The following is a 21,583-nucleotide window of genomic DNA, read 5'->3' as shown; positions in this document are numbered from 1 at the left end:
CGTCTCCTTTTTTAACGATAATGAACCCGTCTTGCTAGCAGTCTAAAATACACAATGGTTAATAGACTAATCACAATTAATAGCACAACACCAGCAGCAGATGCGTAACCAATCTTAAAGAACCGAAATCCATTTTCATAAATGTAATAAACAAATGTATTCGTTGAGTTTATAGGACCTCCCTGAGTCATAATGGCAATCGTATCAAACACTTGAAATGATCCAATCATGCTTATAACAGCTAAGAAAAATAAAGTCGGTGAAAGCATTGGCAATGTTATTTTGTAAAAGATTCGAAACCAATTTGCTTCATCCAATTGAGCCGCTTCATACATATCTTTTGGGATACTTTGAAGACCAGCGATAAAGACCAACGTATTGAACCCAATCCCTTTCCATACAGCTACTAGAATCAATGAAAACAAGGCTTTATCAGGATGAGTTAACCACGTAACACTCGGAATCCCTACTAATCCTAAAAACCAGTTTAATAGTCCATAATCCGCGTCCATTAACCACAACCAAAGCATGGAAATTGAAACGAGTGAGATAATATGTGGGCTGAATATAGCTCCTTGCACGAAGCTATAAACCGCCCCTTGTTTGTTCAGCCATAAAGCCAGTAACAAGGAAATCGATAATGTAAAAAACACCGTAAGAAACGTATAAACTGCTGAGTTTCTCATCACTTCTATAAATTCTCTCTCATCCATTAGAGAACTGAAATTCCCAAAGCCGACAAAATCCTTTGTTAGACTAACGAAGTTCCAATCAAAGACACTAAGGTATATCATGTAAAAGATAGGATAAATAAAAAACAAACAAAAGATAATAACAGAAGGAGCAATCATTGCATATGGACGAAGCTTAATCCATGGCATCGATTTTAAACCCCCTCTAGTACGAACGGTGTTTTTCTTCCAACGGCTACATCTCTCAACCGCTCACCATTTCTATCAAAAAAATATAGGTCATCATAGGGGATCGAAATAAATACGTTCGAATCACGCTCAACAGTTGATAAGAACGTTTTAACCTGACAATCTCCTACTTTGCTTTTTATTCGGTAAATTACTTCTGCCCCTAAGGTTTCTCTTGTTACAATCTCACCAGGAATAACTAGACAATCATCATGGGTCAACGCATTTGATTGGATACTCGTATGTTCAGGTCGAAATCCTATAAAACTTGCTTGATCTCCAACATTAGGCAACAAGCCTCGAACATCTTCATACTTAATAATGTTCATGGCAGGAGTCCCTATAAATTCTGCTGTAAACGTATTGTTAGGGTCATGGTATATATCCATTGGGCTATCCACTTGTTTGACAACACCCTTGTTTAGAATAATAATTTCATCTCCCATAGACATTGCTTCAACTTGGTCATGGGTAACATAAACAAAGGTTGTTCCTAATCGTTTATGCAGTTGAATGAGCTCTGTTCTCATCTGGTTGCGCAGCTTTGCGTCAAGGTTAGACAGAGGCTCATCAAGAATAAAAACCTGTGGTTTCTTCACCATAGCTCTAGCTAAAGCGACACGCTGCCGTTGCCCTCCAGACAAATATTGAGGCTTCTTATTCAAATATGGGGTAAGTCCGACGATCTCTGAGATCTCACTAATGAGCTTTTTCCTTTCTTCTTTTGGTACCTTTTTATTTACTAATCCAAATTCAATATTTTCTCGAACGGTCATCGTTGGATAGAGGGCATAATTTTGAAAAACCATTGCTATGTTTCGTTTTCCGGGCGGAACGTCATTCACGCACTTTTCGCCAATCCATATGTCTCCACTTGTTTGCGGTTCAAGCCCGGCAATCATTCGTAACGTTGTTGATTTCCCGCACCCTGAAGGACCTACAAGGACAGTAAATGACCCATCTTTTATAGTGACATTAAGATTATTGACGACTTCCTCATCTTTAAAAGTCTTTGTCACATTTTGCAAAACAATCTGTGCCATAGATAAACCCGCTCTCTAAAAAAATTAATCAAACATTTGTTTACTTTGAAAAACCCTGGATATAGCAGAGAAGAAAGCAATGGTCTTGCTTTCTTCTCATCGCCCTTACTTCAATAATGAATTAGCTCTTTCTGCAGCTACGTCGATTGCTTCTTCGGCTGTAATGTCATCTTGGATAATGACTCTCGTAATCTCATCAGATATAATTTTTGCAATTTCTGGGTACGCATCTGCTATAGGGCGAGGTCTCGCATATTCTAATTGATCAACCGCCACTTTAAACTGCGGGAACTCTTCATACAAGGCTTGCATCTCATCGCTATTCACCGCAGACATACGACTTGGCAGGTAGCCGGTATATGAACTTGCATAGATGGTTTGTTCCGTTGATGTCATCCAATGAATAAATTCCCACGCTGCTTCTTGCTTTTCTGGATCAAGCCCCGCTGTCATAACAAGATTCGCTCCCCCTGTGGGCACTCCATAGGTCGAATTAGCAGGCATGAAAGCTGTCGTTAACTCAAAGCCTTGTTCTTCAGCCATCGCAAGCCAAAACGATAGATCGGCTGTAGAACTAAATGCCATGGCAGAACGGCCATTTGCGAAATCTTGTCTTGCAACATCGCCAGCTTCATCCCCTGTTGGCATCTTAAGAATTCCTTCTTCCTCCATCTCTTTCCAGAATTGAACAGGTGCCACACCAGCTTCTGCATTAAACGCGACTTCACTTCCATCATCAGATAACATTTGGCCTCCACTTTGAGCAACCAAGGCCTCATACATCCAAATATTTACCGGTAACGTCATGCCTACACGTTCCCCATCTGTTGTTAGTGTCTCAGCGTACTCTCTAAACTCTTCCCAATTTTTGGGGCCAGCTGGATCTAGTCCTACTTCTTCAAGAATCGTTTTATTTAGATAGAGAATAGGCGTGCTACGTAAATAAGGAAGTGCATAAAGTTGATCATTGACATACGAATTCCCCATTAGACCCGGGATAAAATCGTTCATGTCGACATCATTCTTTTCAACGAAAGGCGTTAGATTCTCCGTCATTCCAGAGTTAGCAAAAATGCCAACAGAAGCAATTTCATTTTGTGTGACCTCTGGTGCATTGCCTGCTGCAAACGCAGCTTGCGTTTTTGCATGCAAATCATCGTAAGAACCTTGATATTCTGCTGTCACATGAATTCGATCTTGTGATTCATTAAACATCTTGACCAAGTTTTCATTATTTTCGCCAATTTTATCTCCCCATGCATACCAATAGGTGATTTCTACTTTCTCCTCACTATCGACTGAAGGCTCTGAACCACTCACGCTCGATGAGCTTTCACTGCTTGTCTGATTACAGCCAACCATTAAAGCTAAAGCAAGCACAAAACCCATTGGAAACAATGCTTTTTTCATTTTCTTATCTCCTTTTCCGACTCAATATATGGATTTATCTCTTACGCTTCTAACCCTGTGACAGATACTAATGATGCACGGTATTCTCGATCAGGTTCGCTACCGCGTGCATTCGGCTGATGGGTGAAATGATTCATATGTTGGTGTAAGATGAGTGCACTGTTTTTCACAGCTTCATCCGTTACCTCAACTGCTGTAATGTTGATTTCCTCTTGATCGAGTTCCACAATTCGAAAACAATGCTGATCAAGAGCAGCTGACAATTGAACAAATGTCCAATTTTGCTGTTTGACGATTGAATCATGATGAGTATGTCCATTAAAATAAAAGCCTTGTCCCTGTTTTTGATTAAGAATGTTCCACATATCAATACTTGGATAAATGGATCCTTTTTCAAGGTCTGAATTTTTCGTTGTTTGATAGACAGGATGATGAGCAAAAACGAAAAGTGGCTTGGTTCCAGACTCTTTAACAACTTCTTCAAACCAAGCTAGTTGTTCATCATCAATCCATCCGCCCCAATCTTCATAATCCATTTCCTTAGCTGTATCTAGAAAAACACAAACGGCTTCATCCGTTGTGATTGAGTGATAACGGGCTTGTCCAGTTATTTCAAGTACGTTATTTCTTGGTTGAGCATATAAATCATGATTGCCTAAAACGTGGATAAACCGTCTTTCACGTTGATTTATAATATCGTAAACTCCTTCTAGTTCTAATGTGAGGCCGTATTTTGTTAAATCACCTAAGGAAATATGTGCATCTCCATCAATCTCTAAAAATTTTTCTAAATAGGTCTTATAAAAAGTCGATCTCGCTTCATACAGTCCTTCAATCGTTTCATCAATTGCCGAGTAATGTAAATCTCCCATTAAAACAAGTTTCATTTACAAGCACCTCTCACATTCCTTATTTTCTTTCACCTTCATTTTAGGTAGAAAATATTAACTGAACGTTTTGAGACTATAAACAAAATGTTATTTTTTACCGACAGCTTCTTTACAGACTTAATAGGATGACATTGCATCAAGCAAATTCTTTTAATCACAGAAAAAAAACGCCCAGTCGAAATTGACTGCGCGCCGGGTATCCCTTTGTTTAATAGGATCCTTTTACTCTTGTTCTTTGTTTGCATGTTTTCGGTCCAAATTCCATTTTATAAAGGCGTACACAACAAAGACCCAAAGAACTGGATGAGTAATATGTAAGCCAATTTGCGAATATCCCCCTAAAATGGTATACAATCCAATTACAGCAACAACGTAAAAAATAAAAAATAAATCGTGCTCAAACAAAGGAACATTCACTTTTCGATGCTCTTTTCTCGGTATTAATAGTTCAGCTACAACCGCTAGTAGAAAACAAAAACCAAGTATCACAAAGATCAGATTCCTGCCAACGAGTCCTCCTGTTATCCAAGGAAAATAATCCATAGCTAACGCAATCGCGATAACAATGAGAACACTAATCCTCAACCGTCTGGCTAGGATCAATCGTTTTTCCAACTGCAAAATTGTTCTCCTCCTTGCTTACAGACAACCAGTAATAATGGGCTGACACGACACAGAACATTGACGTCGCAGCTGCAACGACACCCGAATCATTTAATAATAGCAATGCAAATGAAGCAACTACTCCTGTTTGTAAAAAGAGCTGCTTATCCCGTCCTTCAAGCTGCAGTCGTCTTCGCCAAAGAATGATGGCTCCTAACAAGTAACTCGTAACAAATAGCTGTGTCCAATTTGAATGACGGAAGATCTTCATATTCATAGCCATTTTTCTCTGAATCGTATCTGTAATATAGCGAATATCTCCATTTAATAACCGATCAAATGCCATGCCTATATGGGTCTGCTCCCCTGTTAATTGTAGCATATAGAGGAAGAGGAATAATGCACTCAAAGACAGAGCAAACACAATGAGAAGAAAGCGCCATGACCACCTTTTCGTTATCATACGATAAAAGCAGAAAGCAAATGCGATTCCAGCTGATAATGTTGCCCCAGCATTTGTGCCTAGCGTATTTTTGCCAAGAATCACAATAACACAAGTAAAGAGAGGAACAATTAAAGCGACCAACCGTTTTTTTGGTATGGAATCTATTAATGGACTGATAACCATTATGGCAGAGATAATATACACTCCTGCAAACTCATTGCCGATTCCATAGTATCTTGCCCCGATAATTGGATCATAGCCTAAATATGAGCGTTGCATTAACGTAAACCCAAGGATAATATCAACAGTGATAAGTAGAAATGTAAATAACCCGATCCAAAAAATTGGTTTCTCGCTTCCCTTTTCTACAACATATCCACATAGTAAAGAGCTAGCTATTAAACCTAATACAAATCCACTTATTCCAAGTGTTTTCACAGTACCTGACAATGCAAGAAACCAAAACGGTGACCACAATGCTGATAATAGAATTAACCTCGTTATGTAGCGCCACGTTCGTCTTTTTTTTGTCCCAAATGCCCCATAAATAGCAGCACCAATTAAAGCAACGACTAAACAAGTGATATAAATGGAGAGAACACTGGCTCTACTTTTATAAATTAGCACAATTTCATCAACTGTTTGGAAAAATGGAGCTTTATCCATAACACCTACACTTGATTGCATCACTTGATTACCTGAATAGGATTCTGACGGAAGATGAAAGGAGCCGAGCAGTGTTGGAACAATATCAATACTACTTACTAAGTATTCTTGTCTCGTTGTATTTGATGTGAGGTATCCTCCCTTTTGTTGTCCCCAATAAAAAACCGGCGCCAACTGCTGCTTTTCATCATACGCTTGTTTGTTCATCATTGGTGAAATCACCCATAGCTCATCAACTTCCTGACGTGCCTGTTCCAAAAATGACTGTAACCTCTTCAATTGCCTTTCCTGTTCATTTTGAAAGTGCGACTCCTCCATATAGAACATCTGGTCATATAAACGATACAAGTCGCCCCACTCGATGACAAAGAAACGTTTTTGTTTTTCCCCAGATGTTGATAGTTTGTTAATAAGAAATTCAATATCCATCTCCATTCCATTTGGAGATCCCGCTTTCTCTTTAACAGACTGAGTAATATCGCCATTAACCGTGCCACTTTGGTCTAATGCAAGTAAGGAACCGTAACGAATTCTTTCTTCCAACGTGTCACTGTGACCATACACTTGGCGAACAATTGCCCCCTCACGCAGCATATCCCCAAAAACACCCACTTGGCCTCGGTGCGTTCCCAGTTCATTTTTATTATTTAAACGATGGAAATCGGGATGCAATAAGCCTTCTGTTCTTCTTATCCCAGTCAATTGATGGACCCACTCACTTGCAGGAAACCCATTCACTTCTTCTGTTGCTTCATAGCTATTCCATCCTTGGACGCCAACAGCCTTAGCTCCAGCTCCCATTGTGACCATATTGTTTAAATATGAATAAGGTCCATCCGGTCTGACATTCATAGCACCAATAGCAGCTTCTTCAAAGAGCTCGCTCGTTCCCTCATTGTGGATAAACCAATGCGCTTCCGTCATAGACAGTCCAGGAACTAAAATAACAGCTATTTTTTCCTTTTTGTCTGTCGTTTCAGCATAACTCAACAAATTACTTTGGAAACTAATTAGTATTATTAAAAGTAATATAAGCTTTCTCCACATCTCTCTCAAACCTTTTTGGGCTAATTTTCTGACATATCCACAATATCCACACAGTTATTAACAGTCAGATTACCGTTTTTTAAGGGGTTTGCTTACTTATTCACATTATCCACTGAGTTATCCACAAATAAGTTAATAACAATTTTATTCACGTGTTTTCTAGTATTTTCGTGTTTACCCACAATGTTAACAATGTTGTGGATAAAATTTGCTAACAACTTTTTACGAAATACGACAAAAAACAACTTGAGTTTAGCCATTTCACTACCGTTTTAAACCAAATTTCAACAGGAAGCACCAATCCTTCTCTTTCTAAACTAAAAAAACCACTTATTGCTAGCATTCGCGCCAATAAGTGGTTTTAAACATATTTACTGTTGTTCTAAGTCAAGTCCAGGGTTTCCATTCAAATCGTAGGAAGCAAACTTCTGACTTTTCCATTTAACACTAGCTGCAGCACCTATCATAGCTGCATTATCCGTACAAAGCGATAAAGGTGGAATTCTCAAATCAACTTTAGTTGCTTGAAATTCGTTCTCTAATGCTTGGCGTAAGCCTTTATTAGCTGCTACACCTCCAGCTAATAATAGTTGGTTTACTTCATATTTTTCAACTGCTCGCCTTGTTTTTCCTACAAGAACATCAATAACACTTACTTGAAAACTTGCTGCTACATCTTCAATTTTCACTTCTTCACCACGCTGTTTAAAATTGTGCAATGTGTTAATAACAGATGATTTCAATCCACTAAAACTAAAATCAAACGAGTCTGGCTCTAACCACGAGCGAGGAAACTCAATTGTTTCACTTCCCTCTGCAGCAAGTCGATCGATGTGCGGACCTCCCGGATAAGGTAAACCAAGCGTCCTTGCAACTTTATCATACGCCTCTCCTACTGCGTCATCTCTTGTCTCGCCGATAATTTCAAAATGACCATCTTCCTTCATATAGACAAGTTCCGTATGACCACCTGAAACAACCAATGCTAACAATGGAAACGTAATCGGTTCAACAAGCTGATTCGCATAAATATGTCCAGCAATATGATGTACACCAATCAATGGAATATTATGCGCAAAAGCAATCGCTTTCGCCGCATTGACACCGATTAACAAAGCCCCGACAAGACCTGGTCCTTCCGTCACAGCAACAGCATTTAAGTCTGCAAAAGATACATTTGCCTCCTCCATTGCCTGTTCAATAATGATCGTAATTTGTTCCACATGATGCCTGGATGCCACTTCAGGAACAACCCCACCAAACCTTTTATGACTTTCAATTTGAGAAGATACGACATTACTTAAAATCTTCGTTCCATTTTCAATGACCGCAGCTGACGTTTCATCACAACTTGTCTCAATCGCTAATATTATTTCCTTTTCACTCATCATCTAGATTCACCCACATCACTAAAGCATCTTCTAAATTATCAGCATAATAATTTTTCCTTATGCCACCTTCAACAAACCCCATCTTTCGGTAAAGTTTTTGCGCAATTGTATTTGTCACGCGTACTTCTAATGAAAGTTTCGAAACACCCATTTGCCTCAAAAAAGAAATGACATATTGTAATAGCCTTTCCCCATGCCCTTGTCCTCGACTTTTCGAGTGAATGGCTATATTCGTCACTTGAGCCTCGTCCATTACTATCCATAATCCACAATATCCTATGATCTCACCTTCCACTTCATAAACAAGGTATTGTGCAAATTGATTCGATGTTAGTTCGTTTAGAAAAATCGTCGGATCCCATGGCGTAGTAAAAGCATCACGCTCCACTTCCATTACTACTTCTAAATCTTCAATTGTCATAAAACGAACCGTCTCTTTTTCCTGCTCAATCATTTTTCATGTCCTTTTCTTTCTGAGCCTTTTGCCAATTAGCTTCCGCTTCTGCTAGTTGTAAATAATTCGGTACAAACGAGTGTACAGAATCAATATCTGCCGTTAGTGTCCTACCTAATCTCGCTAATTCTGCAGGCCTCGGCAAAGCCATCGATCCAGTAGCAAAGTGAGCATTATCCCCTAGTTTTTCACGAATCATCACTTCATGCATCGAAACATCTTGTCCAACAAATAATACAGGTTTTCTTAATTCTTGTAAGTAAACAAGCCAATCTTCTAACATTATTAAACGGTCATTCATTATTTCTAATACGTCGATTCCCTTTGTTTCATAATGGCCCGTATAGACTTGTCCACGTCTTGCATCCATAATTGGAGAAATAACACCTTGAAAAAAACGGCCAGTCTGTGCTAGCACAGCAATACTTGATACACCTATAACCGGTATATTTAATGACCAAGCAAGCGTCTTGGCTGTTGTGACGCCAATCCGAACCCCAGTATAGGATCCCGGTCCATTAGCTACAACAATTTTCTCTAATTCATTCGGTTTGACGTCAACTTCACCCATTAATTGATCTATAGCTGGCATGAGCCTAATCGAATGATTTTTTTTAATATTTGTTGTTACTTCACCTAATGTTCGATCGCCCTCTGTAACAGCTATCCCCATGACAAATGATGATGTATCAATCGCTAATGTTTTACTCATAACGCAACTCCTTTAATAACTCCAAAGAACGGACCCCAGTCGTTTGCACCGTAATTTCCCTACTTGTTTCCCCTAAATGGAATAAAGAAATCGCGAGGCGGTCCTCTGGCAACTGATTTGGAATCATGCTAGGCCATTCAATTACAGAAACACCTTCACCATAAAAGTATTCCTCTAACCCCAAATCCTCCATCTCATCTTCCATTCGATACACATCCATATGGTAAAGGGGGATGCGCCCCTTATATTCTTTGATAATTGTAAAAGTTGGACTATTTACAACACGTTTGACACCCAGCCCTTTTGCAAATCCCTTTGTAAAACTTGTCTTCCCTGCACCAAGATCTCCTTCAAGCGTAATCACATCACCAGGTTGCACAATTTCCGCTAATTTCTCCGCTAGTTGCATCGTCTCTTCTGGCGACTCTGTTTTAAGCTTCCACTCTTCCACTACCTTCACCCGCGCTTTTTGAAATGATTATATCCGTTCTTTTCTACCTTTTTCATTTTATTTTCTTCTATTAAAAATACACCAGGCTCTCCCTCTTCCACAAACCCAACGACCTCGAACATTAGACCTTTTTGGTGAAATTCCTTTTCTAAGTCTTTTGAATCCTCTTTTGGAACCGTCCCAATCAATACAAAGTCTTCTCCGCCAAATAACGCATACTTTAACTGCCTCTCCTTGGGATATGAGCGCATTGCTTTGTGAATCGGTAGCTTGTCTGATTTAATTATGAATTTTGCCTGGCTTGCTTCTGCTAACTCATTCGCTTCACTAGCGACACCATCACTCACATCATTTAAGGAAATGCGCTTGTTTGACGTTGAAAGGATCCTCCCTTCTATTACATGAGGAAGCGGCTCCTGGTGAGCTTTAACAAGTTCTTGCTCCTCTTTAGAAAAAGGACCATGTAATCCTTTTTCAAACAATAAATCTAGCCCAGCTGCTGACGTACCAGCATACCCCGTTAGAAAAATAAGGTCCCCTTCCTTAGCCTGATCACGATATCTAGCTTTCCCACGTTCCACTGACCCAATTGCCGTCACCGTTAAAACAAGAACATCATTTGTAGATACCGTATCTCCACCAATTAAATCCATTCGATGTGTTTCTGCTAACTCATTCATCCCTTTATATAATTGAGTTAACTCCTCTTCCGTCCATGATGGCGGCACAGCGATTGACACAAGATAATAGGTAGGAATCGCCCCCATTGCAGCAAGATCACTAACATTGATTGCTAACCCTTTTTTCCCTATTTGATAGGGACTAAGTGTATCACGACGAAAGTGAACTCCTTCAACCATTGTATCTACACAAACGACTTGTTCCATTTGATCCGAACTAGAATAAACAGCTGCATCGTCCCCTATTCCACGAACAAGCCCTTTTTGATAAATCTCTTTTGGGGAAATTTTTGTAATAAACGCGAACTCATCTTCCATTGTAACCGACCCTCTCGACCAAAATCATAAATCTGCAAAAAAACCTTAGGATTTCTACATACCTAAGGAGTATCTCTTTTAGTTTATCCGATTTTAACCAAAATGCCCAAGTAATTAGATACAGAGAAAGAAAAACTATTGTTTTAAGCCCCTATAAAGAAAACTAACTTAAACAAACAAAAACTATTTAGGATAAGGCTTTATCCGTTTACGAAACGTTTTCTGCATAGAAAAAGCCGAAACATATTCGTTTCGGCTTCTTCTTGGTATTGCGGGGGACGGATTTGAACCGCCGACCTTCGGGTTATGAGCCCGACGAGCTACCAGGCTGCTCCACCCCGCGTCGTTTTAAAGTAACTGATGATGCTTATTCGAAGAAGTTATCTTTTCCTCTTCTAGTTTCGCTTTGCAGTGTATGCGTCAAGACATGTCGTAGCTTACTCGACGATGTTTTGCTGTATGCTCCACCCCGCGTCGTTTTAAAGTAAACTGATGTCTCTACACTAAATTAGTATAGTCAATACTAACATATTTTATACAAAGAAATTTGCCTGGCAACGTCCTACTCTCACAGGGGGAAGCCCCCAACTACCATCGGCGCAAAAGAGCTTAACGACCGTGTTCGGCATGGGAACGGGTGTGACCTCTTCGCTATCGCCACCAGACTACTTTCTCTGACACAAGTTCTATAATAACATGTTCTCAAGCTGAACACAAGCTTCTTTTACATTTTTTCGCAACACAACAAGGGGGATGTCTCAAAAGGTCTGTTTTTGACCTTTTGAGACACCCCCGAAGCAATGTAGCGAACGGAGCCATTACCACCTCTGTTACGGCCTTTTGGGACAGCCCCATTCCCCATTACTTCGCTGTGTCGATCGCTTGAACAAAAGCGTCGATAATATCCTTCTCGTCTTCAATCCCTACTGAAATACGTACCAATTGCGTACCAATTCCAAGTTCTTTTCTAAGTTTATCGGGAACCGTACGATGAGATGTGCGAAGTGGATAAGAAACCGTTGTTTCAACACCCGCTAATGTAGGGGCAATTTTTACCCATCCAAGCGAGCGGAAAAACTCCTCAACATTTACATTGTCAGCTAAATCAATACTAACCATAGCTCCATTTCCTTTTTCAGACACATATTCAGGGTAAAAGACACGAGCCACTCCCTCGTGAGTCTCTAAGGCTTCAGCAAGCATTTTCGCATTATGACTTTGTCGCTCCATACGTAAACTTAATGTCTTTAAGCCACGACAAGCGAGCCAAGCCTCAAATGGACTCAAGTTGCACCCAAGAGTAATCACTTTGCCCTTTGCCTTATCAATAAGCGATTGCTCCCCAACAAGAACCCCTGCGGTTACATCGCTATGTCCTCCGATATACTTTGTCGCACTATGGACAACAAGATCGGCACCGAGTTTGGCAGGCTGCAACAAATAAGGAGTAGCAAATGTATTATCAATCATCGTCTTAACACCTTTTTGTTTCGCTAGAGCAATGACTTCCTCAAGCCTCTCCACTCGAAGCAGCGGGTTTGTTACAGATTCCGTATAAATCAAAACCGTTTTATCTGTGAAAGCTGCGTCTACTACGTTCAAATCTTGAAAGGAAACAAAACTAACATCAATGCCAAAGTTAGGCAGCTCCTGTGCAAACATCTGATACGTTCCTCCATATAAATCATCAGATGCCAAAACATGATCTCCTGGATTTGCAACGGCTAATACTCCTGCTAATATTGCTGACATTCCTGATGATGTGGCAATTCCATCATCAGTCTCCTCAAGTAAGGCGATACCCTTTCCAAGATCATCTGTATTTGGATTGCTATATCTAGAGTATAGGTATTCTTTTTCCCCTTCATAGAAACTTTCCATATCATCTAAATCAGTAAAAACAAAAGCTGATGTTTGATAAATCGGCTTTGCTTTACTTGCATTTCTTGCTGGTTCTTTTGTTTGAAAATGTACAGTCTTCGTATTAAAATTTGTTTCTCTCATCTTCCCATCCCCTAATCTATGATTACTTCGTGATTGAAAAACCAAATACAAACATTGTGATTGACCCTACAATAGTCAAGCTTGTGTAAGCAATAAGTGGTTTCCATGCTTTCTTTTGATAAAGTTGTACCGTTTCTGTACTAAAAGTTGAAAACGTTGTAAATGCCCCAAAAAAGCCAATAGCTATAAGCAAGAAAGCTGGTTCTTCATAGGCTCCAAGTGGAATCGCACCGTAATAGCTACCGTAGAAAAGCCCTAATCCGAGGGATCCAAGTACATTCACTATTAACATCGCGATTGGAAACGGCGGCTTAGGAAACCTACTCATTATGGCAAGGCCCAATAAATAGCGACAAATAGCTCCTAGTGCTCCTCCAACACCGACCAGTAGTAGGTTCATCCCTGCCCCACCTCCAGCGAAGCTTGTCTTTTTCCTACCTTTTTTCCCAATAGATAGCCAACTAGTGCAAACACTATTCCTCCAAAAACCGATAGTATAATATACAATGCACTGAGCCACCATGTATGCTCTAGAAACAAAAAGACACTATCGCTAGCAAGAGTTGACATTGTAGTAAACCCACCACATAAGCCAACACCAAGCCCTACCTTAAGCCATTCACGTGGGACTTTTATAATAAACCACCCAGTCAAAAAACCTAGAAGCAAACTTCCACCTAAATTCTCAATGATCGTACCAATTGGATAACCTGTTGCTAATGTATAGAGATTTAAATAATAGCGGAGGCTTGTCCCAATAGCTGAGCCAATCGCAATCATCCCTATATTTTTCCATAAATCATGCTTCAAAATAGACGCTCCTTAATTCGTACGAATAGTTTGATTTTATCTCACTCTAGAGTCGGGAGCAAGGACCTAACTTGCTCTAATATTAACCATCAAGTAAATCTATTGTTATGTGCCTAGTATTCTCTTACGAACGATTGAACAAGTCTTGCATATTCTATAGAAGGATGCGAGAAACTCAATAATTCAAAAATGGGGACAAATTATTTGCTACACTTTGCAACTACGAAAGCAGATTATTTCTAAAAATTATTCCTTTGTTAAGGAGGTGCATGTGAACGATGAATGCTGATCCAGAACCCCTTAGTCAAACTTTAAATAAACATTTATTTAAACACCACATGCACCTTTCTGCCTGTGGTGACACATCTTAGAAGGAGGTCATAACATGGCTAGACTTAACAATGAAACAAAAGATGACTACACTAATCACCTAATAGAATTACTAAAGAAAGACGCGAACCTTCAATTCCGTGAAGAATTCCTGCAGTTACATCCAACTGACCAAGCTGAAATTTATGCGAAACTGGTAAAGGAACAAAGGCAAAGTCTTTATGAAATGATCAATCCAGAGGAAATGGCCGATATCTTCCAAGCTCTTGAACTGCAAGAACAAAAAGAGTTAATCCTTGAACTTGACCAACATTACACTTCAGAAATGATAACCCATCTGTACACAGATGATGCAGCTGACTTACTCTCTCAACTAGATGAAAGCGCGGCGCACGCTCTCTTAAAAGCAATGGATTTAGAGGATGCTAATGATGTAAAAGAGTTAATGGCCTATCCGCCTAAAACTGCTGGTGCAATTATGACAAAAGAATTCATTTCACTTGCTTCCTCACATAGTGCACAACAAGTGATAGAGCAATTACGAGAAGAAGCGCCGAATGCCGAAACCATCTATTATTTATATGTCGTCAATGAACAGGATCAACTAGTAGGTGTTGTCTCTTTGAGAGACTTGCTTACAGCACAATCAAATGAGTTAGTTCAAAACTTAATGAGTTCTCGCGTTGTCTCCGTTGATTCAGACACCAATCAAGAAGAAGTCGCCAAAATGATTAAAAAATATAACTTCTTAGCTGCCCCCGTTGTTAGTTCAGATGGAACCTTACTAGGGATTGTTACCGTTGATGATGTTATTGATGTTTTAGAGGACGAAGCTACTGAAGACTTAGGTGAATTTACAGCAGCTAGAGGGGCAACTGATATAAACGTTTCAGCATTTACAGCCGCAAAATTACGTTCTCCTTGGATTGTCCTCCTTATGTTTTTTGGGCTTCTTACTGCTGGAGTAATAGAACAATTTGAAGAAACACTGAATCAAATCATTTTACTCGCTGCTTTTATCCCCTTATTAATGGGGTCAGCAGGAAACGCTGGTACACAATCACTAGCAGTTGTTGTACGCGGTCTTGCACTGGGGACACTTGAGAAGAAAGGGCTCTTCCGAATTCTCTTAAAAGAGTTCAGCACCGGTATGATGATTGGATTCATTTGTGCAATGACGTTATTACTGATCATTCCGATTTTTTATGGTAGTTATATGGTAGCTGTTATTGTTGGTATATCCATCTTTTGTTCGTTAAGTGTTGCAACAATTGTTGGGGCAACGGTTCCTCTTATCATCCATAAATTTAAAATAGACCCTGCCTTTGCCTCCGGCCCTTTCATTACAACTGTAAATGATATATTAGGGTTGTTAATCTACTTTACAATTGCAACAAGCCTGCTTCATTACTTGTAAACTATTGAAATTATTAATAGAACATTTGATTAGAGTAACTTACAACTAAATGTGGTGGTTACTCTTTTTATCTTCCAAAAGATCTCAACTCGTTTCCTGTTTGAAAATTCGATATAATGGGATTAGCCTCTTTTAGAATAGGAAGATACTATGGAAGTATTAAAGCACTTAATTTTTGAATATGGTTATTTTGGAATTTTTATTGCACTTGTAGGTGGGATCGTTGGGCTTCCTTTGCCTGACGAAGTATTGCTCATTACTATTGGATATTATGCCTATCTTGGTAGAGTTGATTTAATCACTGCAATAATAAGTTCTTATCTTGGATCGGCAATTGGAATTACAATCAGCTATATACTCGGAGCTAAATTAGGTCTTCCATTCCTTTTGAAATATGGGCCTAAACTCCATTTATCTCATACTAGAATAAATAAAGCTCAACAATTGTTCGAGAAGCATGGAGCTTGGCTCTTATTAATTGGTTATTTCATACCAGGCATAAGACATATTACAGGATATCTAGCTGGTATCTCTCGATTGAAACTTAAAACTTTTGTGCTCTACTCTTATGTAGGTGCCTTATTTTGGGTTACCCTATTTGTTTTATCTGGCTATGAACTTGGGATTAGATGGTACTTTGTTAAACAATCCTTTGAAACATACAAGTTTGTTATTTATTTTGCTCTTTCAGCTTTCATAGCTGTCATGTCAATCGTCTTCTTTTTTAAACTCAAAGCAAAGAAAACTTAACCATCTGATTCAGATGGTTAGGTTTTTTTAAATATGCAAGCCTTCAATCTTATAAAAAGGAACTATTTGCTTGGACAAAGAACTGTGATTGTTCATAGTTATAAGTGACTTTTGAAAAGTCAAATGGCTGACCATTGGTTAAATGAAAAATTGTTTCCACGCATAGTTTAGGTGACCCAGCTTTCAATCCTAAATACCCCGCTTCTTCCTCACTTAGCTTATCCACTTGAAGGTACATATCGGAGAAGCCGACCTTTAATCCCAATCCTTCCTTAATGTAATCAAAAATGGATTCAGAAACAATTTCGCTATTCAAATAAGTAATGATCGATTTATTATAAAACGATTCTTCCAAGCATAACGTTTGTCCATTTATATAACGAACTCTTTTTACATAATAAACATCTTCATCACGGCCAATATTTAAGTTAGCAGCTGCTTCTTCTGTTGGCTTCCTTACTTCCAATTCAATTACTTCCGACGTGACATGAAAATCCTCTAAGTTCTCTTTAAACCCTTGATTAGAAAGGAGACTAATATACCCTTTTCTCTTATGTCTTCTTACAAAAATTCCGCTGCCTCTTACTTGGAATACGACTCCTTTTCTTTCTAATAGATCTAAAGCCTTAATAATCGTACTTTTACTCGCTTCAAATTGAGACATTAATGTTTCTAAAACGGGCAGTTTATCTCCTTGTTGAAGCTTATTATCTTCAATATACTTTTCAATTTCATTTGCGATTTGCTGATACTTTAACATATCCATTACCCCATTAGTTTGTTTGTCTCACTTAATAACAAAATTATAGCATAAACTTATCAAAAGCTCATTCAATCCCACTATACACAAATAAGTATTTTATAAATGTATTGATTAATTATACCGGTACAATTATAATGTGAATGTATAAAGGATTATAAAGGGGGGTTTAAAGTGTCAGGAAAAGTTAGAGATTACACGAAGCTGGCGAGTGACATTTTAGAAGCTGTTGGTGGAGAAGAGAATGTTGTTGGAGTAACACGTTGCGCAACTAGGCTTAGAATCGTACTAAAACGATCTAAACCAGAAGCCAAACAAAAAGTATCATCTTTGCCAGGAGTCATTACCGTAGTAGAAAATAGCGGACAATTCCAAGTTGTCATTGGGCAACATGTAGGAGAAGTCTATGAACAATTCTCAAGTTTAGCTAGTGTTGACACATCCGATGAACAAAGTGAAAACAAAGGAACAATTTTAAATCGTGTCATTGCGACTATGTCAGCAGTATTTGCACCATTTATTTACATCTTAGCTGCAGCCGGTATTATACAAGGTTCATTAATTGTTATAAATTTATTGTTCCCTGCCTTTGCAAATACAGGGACTTATCAAGTTTTCAGCTTTATTTCATGGGCTCCATTTACGTTCTTACCTATTTTTATCGCCATTACCGCATCGAAACATTTTAAAACAAACACCTATATTGCGGTAGCTTGTAGTGCTGCATTAGTAAGTCCAACATGGGCAGAAATCGCTGCACAAATTGCAGCTGGTGAGACCGTTACGTTCTTAGGGATTGCCTTATCTGAAACCGTATACACATCATCTGTCCTACCACCACTCTTTTTAGTGTGGATCTTGTCTTACCTTGAAAAGTATTTAAATAAAAACATGAATGAAGTCATTCGACCATTATTTGTTCCATTTATCTGTATGATCATCATGGTACCTTTAACGATTGCCTTAATCGGTCCTGTTACAACAGCAGGAGCAACTGGAATCGCTAATGGCTATAACTTCTTAGCAGAAACGGCACCTGCTCTCGCTGGAGCCATTATCGGAGCGTTCTGGCAAGTACTTGTTATTTTTGGAGTACATTGGGGAATCACTCCTATGGTACTAGCAAACTATGATCTATATGGCCGAGATTCATTCCAGGCGTATCAAACGATTGCGGTTATCGCACAAGTCGGCGCGGTTCTTGGCGTTATTTTAAAAGCAAGAAGTCAAGAAACTCGAAAAGTCGGGGTTTCTGCAGGTGTAACTGGGATATTTGGGATTACTGAACCAGCGATTTATGGGATTACCTTAAGGTTTAAAAAGCCATTTATTTTCGGTTGTATTTCCGGAGCGGTTGGGGCCATTGTGGCAAGTTTCTTTAACCCATATTATTTTGCCTATGCTGGATTACCAGGACCGCTAACACTTGTCAATGGAATAAGCGCTGATTATCCATCATCCATTTGGGGAATTTTAATTGGATCTGTAATTGCCATTATTCTTCCTGTAGTTCTAATTCAAATCTTTGGCTATGGTGAGGATACGGCTAAACAAGCAGGCAGTGACAGCTTAGTAAATGAGCAAGGCCAAAGCGGCAATCACTTACAAACAAATAACTCAAATAAAAATGAAGAAACACTTAATGCTCCATTTAGTGGAAAAGTCATACCACTTCACGAAGTTCCTGATGAAGTATTTAGTTCGGGAGCAATGGGACAAGGTTTAGCCATTGAGCCAACGGATAACAAACTATATGCTCCGTTTGATGGAAGTGTAGTAATGATTGCACCTACAAAGCATGCGATCGGCTTACGTTCAGAATCAGGTGTTGAAATGCTTGTTCATATTGGATTAGATACCGTTTCATTAGATGGAACACCTTTTAGTTTGCAGGTCAATGATGGGGCCAAATTCAAAAAAGGTGATCTGCTTATTACCTTTGATAAAGAGTCCATTGAGAACAAAGGGTTAAAAACGATTACACCAATTATCATTACGAATTCACATGCTTACAAAGAAGTGATCGTTTCAGATCTTACAGCTTGTACGTTAGACGAAGAATTAATGACAGTAGTGAAATAAGGAGGAAATCAAGATGAGTAAAATGCCAAAAGACTTTTTATGGGGCGGCGCTTTAGCCGCTCACCAGTTCGAAGGTGGCTGGAATCAAGGTGGTAAAGGCCCAAGTGTCGTTGATGTTATGACTGCAGGTGCACATGGTGTGCCAAGAAAAATTACAGAGACAATTGAAGCAAATGAATTTTATCCAAACCATGAAGCAATCGACTTTTATAACAACTATAAAGAGGATATCGCTTTATTTGCAGAAATGGGATTAAAATGCTTACGAACATCCATTGGTTGGAGTAGAATTTTCCCAAAAGGTGATGAGGCCGAACCAAACGAAGCAGGATTACAATTCTATGATGACGTATTTGATGAATTACTCAAGCACGGCATTGAGCCTGTCATCACGTTATCTCACTTTGAAATGCCTTTACATTTAGCAAGGGAATATGGAGGATTCAGAAACAGAAAAGTAGTAGACTTCTTCGCAAAGTTCGCTGAAGTTTGCTTCAACCGTTATAAAGATAAAGTGACATACTGGATGACCTTTAACGAAATCAATAATAAAATGGATGTCAACAATCCTCTTTTCCTATGGACGAACTCTGGTGTGACTGTAAAAGAAGGGGAAAATGCTAAAGAAGTGATGTATCAAGCAGGACATCATGAATTGCTTGCAAGTGCATTAGCTGTCGCAAAAGGAAAAGAAATAAACCCAGACTTCCAAATTGGAGCAATGGTTTCACATGTACCGATCTACCCTTATTCTTCAAACCCTGAAGATGTTATGTTAGCAGAGGAGTACATGAGACAACGCTACTTCTTCCCTGATGTACATGTGCGTGGGTATTATCCTAGCTATGCGTTGAAAGAGTTTGAAAGAGAAGGCTATGATATTAAGTTTGAAGATGGAGATGAAGAAATCTTAAAAAATGGAACTGTTGATTATTTAGGCTTCAGTTATTACATGTCTACAACGGTAAAAAGTGATGTAATAAGCGATAATACAGGTGATATCGTGAATGGTGCACTACCTCATGGTGTAGAAAATCCCTACATCAAATCTAGTGATTGGGGATGGGCAATTGATCCAACAGGCTTAAGGTACACATTAAACCGTTTCTATGACAGGTACCAAATCCCATTATTTATCGTCGAAAATGGCTTTGGCGCTGTTGATACGTTCACAGAAGATGGCTCGATACATGACCTAGAAAGGATTGATTATTTAAAATCACACATCGAGGCATTAGAAAAGGCTGTCACGTATGATGGTGTTGAACTAATGGGCTATACTCCATGGGGAATTATTGATATCGTGTCATTTACAACAGGTGAGATGAAAAAACGTTATGGCATGATTTATGTTGATCGTGATAATGAAGGAAATGGATCTATGAAGAGATATAAGAAAGATTCATTCAATTGGTATAAAAAGGTAATTGAATCAAATGGGGCACAATTAAATTATGAAAAAGTAGTGACTTCATCGCGTTAAGTTACAAAAGACATATAGCTCGAAAAAAGGCGCCAAACAAAAGGTGCCTTTTTTTGGTTATTTGCGCATGGAAGATCAACGACCGTTTATCTATATGTAGTAGGCAAGCAATTTTCGCAAAATAGAGACTTTTTTGTGATTGATATGCTTCAAAAGAGTTATTTTTTATGTAGATTGTTCATTTATGTGGGTAATTACTAATTTTTATTCTGTAACACTAAGTCGTATAAAGTTTCGTATAATCTCTTTCTGGCCGACTTGAACAATATACTGTCGGAAGTGGGAAGTTTACTGTCTTATCTCTTTATTTTGCTGTCCATACTCATTAACTTTCTGTCGAGCGAATATTAACTCACGTTGTCTTACTAATAGAAACTGTTCATCGTAGAGGTAGCATGATGTTTTTTCAGAGAAGTGTGTTCATGTTTGTAACCATTGGCTCAACCATAGAAGATGCTGCTCCTTCAGGCGCCTACTATTATACAGCGTATGTCCGTCTCTCCTATTTCCATACAGAGCGTGCCCGCCTGGCAACGTCCTGGCTCGCCAGTTCTCTTCTACGGGGGTGATTGGGCATGGTGTTCTTTCTTCGACGTTTCTCACGTCGTGTTACGAAGAGAAACAGCTCGGACTCACTTCTTTTCTTCTACTAGGAAGGCACGATGCTTTTCTTAGAAGCACTCTGTGAAGCTTACGAAAAAAAGAAGTTCGTCTCACAGGGGGACACGATGTTTTTTCAGAGAAGTATAATCACGTAGTAACCATCGGCCCATTCGAGGAAGATGCTGTTCCTCCGGAACAGAGCTCTTCAGCGCCTTGAGCATTCTGTTTATGCATATAAAAAAAGACAATCCATTGGATTGTCTTTTATCTGCCTGGCAACGTCCTACTCTCACAGGGGGAAGCCCCCAACTACC

Annotated in this window: 19 protein-coding genes, 1 tRNA gene and 1 rRNA gene; 4 read left to right on the top strand and 17 right to left on the bottom strand. The window is 39.1% G+C overall.

Features of this window, described 5'->3' with window-relative positions:
• Positions 1–11: 11 nt before the first annotated feature.
• The 16 genes from SAY88_RS21890 to SAY88_RS21815 form a co-directional block, all read right to left on the bottom strand.
• Positions 12–881: a carbohydrate ABC transporter permease gene (locus tag SAY88_RS21890; protein WP_332634334.1), complete on the bottom strand. Its 870-nt coding sequence runs from the start codon at positions 879–881 to the stop codon at positions 12–14.
• A gap of 5 nt (positions 882–886) precedes the next feature.
• Positions 887–1,963 carry an ABC transporter ATP-binding protein gene (locus SAY88_RS21885; protein WP_332634332.1) on the bottom strand — a complete coding sequence of 359 codons (1,077 nt, stop codon included), beginning with the start codon at positions 1,961–1,963 and terminating at the stop codon, positions 887–889.
• Between the two features lie 105 nt (positions 1,964–2,068).
• Positions 2,069–3,373 carry an ABC transporter substrate-binding protein gene (locus SAY88_RS21880; protein ID WP_332634331.1) on the bottom strand — a complete coding sequence of 435 codons (1,305 nt, stop codon included), beginning with the start codon at positions 3,371–3,373 and terminating at the stop codon, positions 2,069–2,071.
• Between the two features lie 41 nt (positions 3,374–3,414).
• The gene (locus SAY88_RS21875; protein ID WP_332634329.1) at positions 3,415–4,260 is read right to left on the bottom strand and encodes a metallophosphoesterase family protein; all 846 of its coding nucleotides are present in this window, start codon (positions 4,258–4,260) and stop codon (positions 3,415–3,417) included.
• Between the two features lie 225 nt (positions 4,261–4,485).
• A complete protein-coding gene (locus tag SAY88_RS21870) occupies positions 4,486–4,884 on the bottom strand; it encodes a hypothetical protein (protein WP_332634328.1) in 399 nt (132 codons plus the stop codon).
• Complete coding sequence (locus SAY88_RS21865) at positions 4,838–7,024, bottom strand: hypothetical protein (protein ID WP_332634326.1); 2,187 nt, start codon at positions 7,022–7,024, stop codon at positions 4,838–4,840. The genes SAY88_RS21870 and SAY88_RS21865 overlap by 47 nt, the downstream gene beginning before the upstream one ends.
• Before the next feature lie 371 nt (positions 7,025–7,395).
• Positions 7,396–8,412: a tRNA (adenosine(37)-N6)-threonylcarbamoyltransferase complex transferase subunit TsaD gene (tsaD, locus tag SAY88_RS21860; RefSeq protein WP_332634343.1), complete on the bottom strand. Its 1,017-nt coding sequence runs from the start codon at positions 8,410–8,412 to the stop codon at positions 7,396–7,398.
• Positions 8,405–8,869, bottom strand: a complete 465-nt coding sequence (gene rimI, locus SAY88_RS21855) for a ribosomal protein S18-alanine N-acetyltransferase (protein ID WP_332634325.1) — start codon at positions 8,867–8,869, stop codon at positions 8,405–8,407. The genes tsaD and rimI overlap by 8 nt, the downstream gene beginning before the upstream one ends.
• Positions 8,862–9,581, bottom strand: a complete 720-nt coding sequence (gene tsaB / locus SAY88_RS21850) for a tRNA (adenosine(37)-N6)-threonylcarbamoyltransferase complex dimerization subunit type 1 TsaB (RefSeq protein WP_332634324.1) — start codon at positions 9,579–9,581, stop codon at positions 8,862–8,864. The genes rimI and tsaB overlap by 8 nt, the downstream gene beginning before the upstream one ends.
• Positions 9,574–10,032 (bottom strand): tRNA (adenosine(37)-N6)-threonylcarbamoyltransferase complex ATPase subunit type 1 TsaE, encoded by a 459-nt coding sequence (gene tsaE / locus SAY88_RS21845; RefSeq protein ID WP_332634322.1) that lies wholly within the window; start codon positions 10,030–10,032, stop codon positions 9,574–9,576. The genes tsaB and tsaE overlap by 8 nt, the downstream gene beginning before the upstream one ends.
• 5 nt (positions 10,033–10,037) lie before the next feature.
• The gene (thiL, locus tag SAY88_RS21840) at positions 10,038–11,030 is read right to left on the bottom strand and encodes a thiamine-phosphate kinase (RefSeq protein ID WP_332634320.1); all 993 of its coding nucleotides are present in this window, start codon (positions 11,028–11,030) and stop codon (positions 10,038–10,040) included.
• Between the two features lie 269 nt (positions 11,031–11,299).
• Positions 11,300–11,373, bottom strand: a tRNA-Met gene (locus tag SAY88_RS21835).
• Positions 11,374–11,579: 206 nt separating this feature from the next.
• Positions 11,580–11,695: ribosomal RNA gene (rrf, locus tag SAY88_RS21830) — 5S ribosomal RNA — on the bottom strand.
• Between the two features lie 196 nt (positions 11,696–11,891).
• Complete coding sequence (locus SAY88_RS21825; protein ID WP_332634318.1) at positions 11,892–13,034, bottom strand: trans-sulfuration enzyme family protein; 1,143 nt, start codon at positions 13,032–13,034, stop codon at positions 11,892–11,894.
• 22 nt (positions 13,035–13,056) lie between these two features.
• Positions 13,057–13,434 carry a fluoride efflux transporter CrcB gene (gene crcB / locus SAY88_RS21820; protein WP_332634317.1) on the bottom strand — a complete coding sequence of 126 codons (378 nt, stop codon included), beginning with the start codon at positions 13,432–13,434 and terminating at the stop codon, positions 13,057–13,059.
• Entirely contained in the window at positions 13,431–13,844 is a 414-nt protein-coding gene (locus tag SAY88_RS21815; protein WP_332634316.1) for a fluoride efflux transporter FluC, read from the bottom strand. The genes crcB and SAY88_RS21815 overlap by 4 nt, the downstream gene beginning before the upstream one ends.
• A gap of 385 nt (positions 13,845–14,229) precedes the next feature.
• Here SAY88_RS21815 and mgtE point away from each other — a divergent pair, with 385 nt between their 5' ends.
• Together mgtE and SAY88_RS21805 are read left to right on the top strand one after the other, a co-directional pair.
• Complete coding sequence (gene mgtE, locus SAY88_RS21810; protein ID WP_332634315.1) at positions 14,230–15,591, top strand: magnesium transporter; 1,362 nt, start codon at positions 14,230–14,232, stop codon at positions 15,589–15,591.
• 150 nt (positions 15,592–15,741) lie between these two features.
• On the top strand, positions 15,742–16,341 hold the full coding sequence (locus tag SAY88_RS21805; protein ID WP_332634313.1) for a DedA family protein: 600 nt from the start codon (positions 15,742–15,744) through the stop codon (positions 16,339–16,341).
• A 49-nt stretch (positions 16,342–16,390) separates the two neighbouring features.
• On the opposite strand, the gene SAY88_RS21800 is transcribed toward SAY88_RS21805, so the two are convergent.
• Positions 16,391–17,101 (bottom strand): GntR family transcriptional regulator, encoded by a 711-nt coding sequence (locus SAY88_RS21800; protein ID WP_332634312.1) that lies wholly within the window; start codon positions 17,099–17,101, stop codon positions 16,391–16,393.
• Between the two features lie 174 nt (positions 17,102–17,275).
• Here SAY88_RS21800 and SAY88_RS21795 point away from each other — a divergent pair, with 174 nt between their 5' ends.
• Positions 17,276–19,183, top strand: coding sequence for a beta-glucoside-specific PTS transporter subunit IIABC (locus tag SAY88_RS21795; protein ID WP_332634310.1), 1,908 nt, complete (start codon positions 17,276–17,278; stop codon positions 19,181–19,183).
• A gap of 13 nt (positions 19,184–19,196) precedes the next feature.
• On the top strand, positions 19,197–20,666 hold the full coding sequence (gene bglA, locus SAY88_RS21790) for a 6-phospho-beta-glucosidase BglA (protein WP_332634308.1): 1,470 nt from the start codon (positions 19,197–19,199) through the stop codon (positions 20,664–20,666).
• The last annotated feature ends 917 nt before the right edge of the window (positions 20,667–21,583 follow it).

The sequence above is a fragment of the Halalkalibacter flavus genome (assembly GCF_036663575.1).
GTDB classification, from domain to species: domain Bacteria; phylum Bacillota; class Bacilli; order Bacillales; family Bacillaceae_D; genus Halalkalibacter; species Halalkalibacter flavus.
This window is presented reverse-complemented; position numbering and strand designations above follow the sequence as displayed.

Excerpts from the sequence above, each read along its gene's own strand:
- SAY88_RS21800 (WP_332634312.1), bottom strand. The coding sequence starts at position 17,101 with ATGTTAAAGTATCAGCAAATCGCAAATGAAATTGAAAAGTATATTGAA.
- SAY88_RS21890 (WP_332634334.1), bottom strand. The coding sequence starts at position 881 with ATGCCATGGATTAAGCTTCGTCCATATGCAATGATTGCTCCTTCTGTT.
- tsaB (WP_332634324.1), bottom strand. The coding sequence starts at position 9,581 with ATGAGTAAAACATTAGCGATTGATACATCATCATTTGTCATGGGGATA.
- bglA (WP_332634308.1), top strand. The coding sequence starts at position 19,197 with ATGAGTAAAATGCCAAAAGACTTTTTATGGGGCGGCGCTTTAGCCGCT.
- thiL (WP_332634320.1), bottom strand. The coding sequence starts at position 11,030 with ATGGAAGATGAGTTCGCGTTTATTACAAAAATTTCCCCAAAAGAGATT.
- SAY88_RS21880 (WP_332634331.1), bottom strand. The coding sequence starts at position 3,373 with ATGAAAAAAGCATTGTTTCCAATGGGTTTTGTGCTTGCTTTAGCTTTA.
- SAY88_RS21805 (WP_332634313.1), top strand. The coding sequence starts at position 15,742 with ATGGAAGTATTAAAGCACTTAATTTTTGAATATGGTTATTTTGGAATT.
- tsaD (WP_332634343.1), bottom strand. The coding sequence starts at position 8,412 with ATGAGTGAAAAGGAAATAATATTAGCGATTGAGACAAGTTGTGATGAA.
- crcB (WP_332634317.1), bottom strand. The coding sequence starts at position 13,434 with ATGAACCTACTACTGGTCGGTGTTGGAGGAGCACTAGGAGCTATTTGT.
- SAY88_RS21825 (WP_332634318.1), bottom strand. The coding sequence starts at position 13,034 with ATGAGAGAAACAAATTTTAATACGAAGACTGTACATTTTCAAACAAAA.
- SAY88_RS21865 (WP_332634326.1), bottom strand. The coding sequence starts at position 7,024 with ATGTGGAGAAAGCTTATATTACTTTTAATAATACTAATTAGTTTCCAA.
- SAY88_RS21875 (WP_332634329.1), bottom strand. The coding sequence starts at position 4,260 with ATGAAACTTGTTTTAATGGGAGATTTACATTACTCGGCAATTGATGAA.
- SAY88_RS21885 (WP_332634332.1), bottom strand. The coding sequence starts at position 1,963 with ATGGCACAGATTGTTTTGCAAAATGTGACAAAGACTTTTAAAGATGAG.
- rimI (WP_332634325.1), bottom strand. The coding sequence starts at position 8,869 with ATGATTGAGCAGGAAAAAGAGACGGTTCGTTTTATGACAATTGAAGAT.
- mgtE (WP_332634315.1), top strand. The coding sequence starts at position 14,230 with ATGGCTAGACTTAACAATGAAACAAAAGATGACTACACTAATCACCTA.